General features: G+C 73.4%; 2 protein-coding genes. Both read left to right on the top strand.

Going from position 1 to position 3,730, the window contains the following annotated elements; translation table 11 throughout:
- Positions 1 to 91: 91 nt before the first annotated feature.
- On the top strand, positions 92 to 1,018 hold the full coding sequence (thrB, locus tag FNQ90_RS15680) for a homoserine kinase (RefSeq protein ID WP_182606952.1): 927 nt from the start codon (positions 92 to 94) through the stop codon (positions 1,016 to 1,018).
- A 543-nt stretch (positions 1,019 to 1,561) separates the two neighbouring features.
- Positions 1,562 to 3,607: a transcription termination factor Rho gene (gene rho / locus FNQ90_RS15675; protein ID WP_182606951.1), complete on the top strand. Its 2,046-nt coding sequence runs from the start codon at positions 1,562 to 1,564 to the stop codon at positions 3,605 to 3,607.
- The last annotated feature ends 123 nt before the right edge of the window (positions 3,608 to 3,730 follow it).

Raw genomic sequence — 3,730 nt, 5'->3', positions numbered from 1 at the left:
CCCGCCTCCCGGGCGGCCGGGCACCCCCGCACATGTCGACCCCCGCATGCGTGTGAAGCCGAGCCATTCGAGCAAGGAGCGTCATCGACCGATGGCCCATCCCGCCTTCCGTGCCGCCCCCGTGCGGGTTCGGGTGCCCGCGACCAGCGCGAATCTGGGGCCCGGCTTCGACGCCCTCGGTCTGGCGCTGGGCCTGTACGACGATGTCGTGGTCCGCGTCGCCGACGCCGGCCTGAACATCGACATCGCCGGTGAGGGCGCCGACACCCTCCCGCGTGACGAGAGGCACCTGCTGGTCCGCTCCATGCACACCGCCTTCGAGGTGCTCGGCGGTCGGCCGCGCGGCCTGGACGTGGTCTGCGCCAACCGCATCCCGCACGGGCGCGGCCTGGGCTCCTCCTCCGCCGCGATCTGCGCGGGCCTGATCGCCGCCCGCGCGGTGACGCCGGGCGGGGAGAGCCGCCTGGACGACACCGCCCTGCTGGAGCTGGCCACCGAGATCGAGGGGCACCCCGACAACGTCGCCGCCTGCCTGCTGGGCGGCTTCACCCTGGCCTGGGGCGAGGGCGGCGCGACCCGGGCCATCCGCATGGACCCCGACCCCTCCCTGGTGCCGGTGGTGTTCGTCCCGGCCGAGCCGCTGCTCACCGAGACCGCGCGGGGCCTGCTGCCGCGCACCGTCCCGCACGCGGACGCGGCGCTCAACGCCGGTCGGGCCGCCCTGCTGGTCGAGGCGATCACCCGTCGCCCCGAGCTGCTGCTGCCCGCCACCGAGGACCGCCTGCACCAGGAGTACCGGGCGCCGGCCATGCCCGGCAGCGCCGACCTGGTGGCCCGGCTGCGGGCCGACGGGGTGCCGGCGGTGATCTCCGGCGCCGGGCCGACCGTGCTGGCGTTGGCCGGTGACGGCGAGGCGGAGAAGGTCTCCCGCTCCGCGGGGGAGGGCTGGACCGCCAACCGGCTGGCCCTGGACACCGCCGGCGCGAGAGTGCTTCCGCTGACCGGGAGCGGCGAGTGAGCCGCGGTTCGCGGGCCGATCGGGCCCCGGGAGCGCGGCGCGTGTGCCCCGTCCGGGGCGTGGTGCTCCAATGGGGGGAGAGGGGGAATGCCGGCGGTATCCGGTAGTGTTAATCTCAGGACCGCACGTGCCGTCCTCACGGAGTGTACCCGGGGATCGCCTCCACGGGACGTCCCGGAAGCCTACCGGGGCCCCGACGACGTCGCCCCGACATCGACACCGGGAATCGCCCGCTCTCCTCGGGCATCCAGGACGGCACGGCCAGGCGGACTCTTTCGAGGTCCCGCCCCTCTTCCGGAAATCTCCGCCCGTACCGGCAGCCCGCCGGACGGAGCCGGGTACGCCCCGGAAACCGGTGCGCCACACGGCGGGTGAATCACCCGGCCGATCGAGCCGCACCGACTTGCACCGATCTTCCCGCCGCATCCACCAAGAGGCGGGACCACCGCCCCGGCACGGTTCCCCGCAACGGAACCGCAGCCGGACAGCACGACCGGTCGCCGAGCCACACAGGCCGACGTCCGCTCCAGGGAAGGACCCTTCGTGAGCGACACCACCGATCTGATGGGCGTGAGTGCCGACAGCGCCGACAGGACCGCCGGGAACCCCGACGCGTCCGCGACGGAAGCCTCCGCCGCCACCCGTGCGCCCCGGCGCCGACGCTCCGGCACCGGCCTCGAGGGCATGGTGTTGGCCGAACTCCAGCAGTTGGCCTCGAAGCTCGGCATCCGCGGCACCGCCCGGATGCGCAAGAGCCAGTTGATCGAGGTGATCAGGGAGAAGCAGGGCGAGGCCGGTTCGGCCGCCCCGGCCGCTCCCGCCGAGCAGGCCCCCGCCGCCGCACCGGCCGAACAGGCCGAGAAGCCGCGCCGTCGGGCCACCTCGCGCACCCGTACCGGTGACACCACCGATCAGCAGCAGATCGACATCCCCGGCCAGTCCGAGGCGCCGGCCGAGGCCGCGCCCGCCCGGGACAGGGCCGGTGAGAACAACCGCGACACCGCGCAGCAGGACGGTGCCGAGACCGGTCGCTCCGAGGGGCGCCGGGACTCCCGGACCGAGGAGCAGCCCGGGGGCCGCGACGGCGGCCAGGACGGCCGCCAGGGCGGCAAGCGCGAGCGTCGCGGCAAGAACGCCGGTCAGGACACCGCCGGCCGCCAGGGCAACCGTGACGGCCAGGGCAAGGGCGGTCGCGACGGTCGTGACGGCAACGCCGGTCAGGCCGACGGTCGTGACGGCAACGCCGGTCAGGGCGGCCAGGGCAAGGGCAGCCGCGACAACCGCGGGGACCGCGACAATCGCGGCAACCGTGACGACCGCGGCAACCGTGACGACCGCGACGACGACTTCGACGGCGGCCGGCGCGGCCGGCGCGGGCGCTACCGCGACCGCCGCGGACGTCGGGGCCGCGAGGAGGGCGGCAACGAGCCGCAGATCGCCGAGGACGACGTCCTGATCCCGGTCGCGGGCATCCTGGACATCCTCGACAACTACGCGTTCGTGCGCACCTCCGGCTACCTGCCGGGGCCCAACGACGTGTACGTCTCCCTCGCCCAGGTCCGCAAGAACGGCCTGCGCAAGGGCGACCACGTCACCGGCGCGGTCCGTCAGCCCCGCGAGGGCGAGCGCCGCGAGAAGTTCAACGCGCTGGTGCGCCTGGACTCGGTCAACGGCATGGCGCCGGAGTCCGGCCGGGGCCGTCCGGAGTTCAACAAGCTCACCCCGCTGTACCCGCAGGAGCGGCTGCGGCTGGAGAGCGACCCGGCGGCGCTGACCACCCGGATCATCGACATGGTCTCGCCCATCGGCAAGGGCCAGCGCGGTCTGATCGTGGCCCCGCCGAAGACCGGCAAGACCATGATCATGCAGGCCATCGCGAACTCCATCACCCGGAACAACCCCGAGTGCCACCTGATGGTGGTGCTGGTGGACGAGCGTCCGGAGGAGGTCACCGACATGCAGCGGTCGGTCAAGGGCGAGGTCATCTCCTCGACCTTCGACCGCCCCGCCGAGGACCACACGGTCGTCGCCGAGCTGGCGATCGAGCGGGCCAAGCGCCTGGTGGAGCTGGGTCACGACGTGATCGTGCTGCTGGACTCCATCACCCGTCTGGGTCGCGCCTACAACCTGGCGGCCCCGGCCTCGGGCCGGATCATGTCCGGTGGTGTGGACTCCACCGCCCTGTACCCGCCGAAGAAGTTCTTCGGCGCGGCGCGCAACATCGAGGACGGCGGTTCGCTGACCATCCTCGCGACCGCGCTGGTGGAGACCGGCTCCCGCGCCGACGAGGTGATCTTCGAGGAGTTCAAGGGCACCGGCAACATGGAGCTCAAGCTCGACCGGAAGCTCGCCGACAAGCGGATCTTCCCGGCCGTGGACGTGGACGCCTCCGGCACCCGCAAGGAGGAGATCCTGATGGGCAGCGAGGAGCTGGCCGTCGTCTGGAAGCTCCGCCGGGTCCTGCACGCCCTGGACCAGCAGCAGGCGATCGAGCTGCTGTTGGACAAGATGAAGCAGACCAAGTCCAACGGCGAGTTCCTCATGCAGATCCAGAAGACGACCCCGTCGCCGGGCAACGGCGGGGACTGATCCCGACCGCTCCCGGATCGGCCCGCGGCACCCGCCGCGTGCCGGCCCGGCGCGTGCGCCCTCCGACCGGCCCGTCCCCTCGCGGGGGCGGGCCGGTCGGGCGTTTTCCGGAGGGTTCGGGGT

It is taken from the genome of Streptomyces alkaliphilus, assembly GCF_014141535.1.
GTDB classification, from domain to species: domain Bacteria; phylum Actinomycetota; class Actinomycetes; order Streptomycetales; family Streptomycetaceae; genus Streptomyces; species Streptomyces alkaliphilus.
This window is presented reverse-complemented; position numbering and strand designations above follow the sequence as displayed.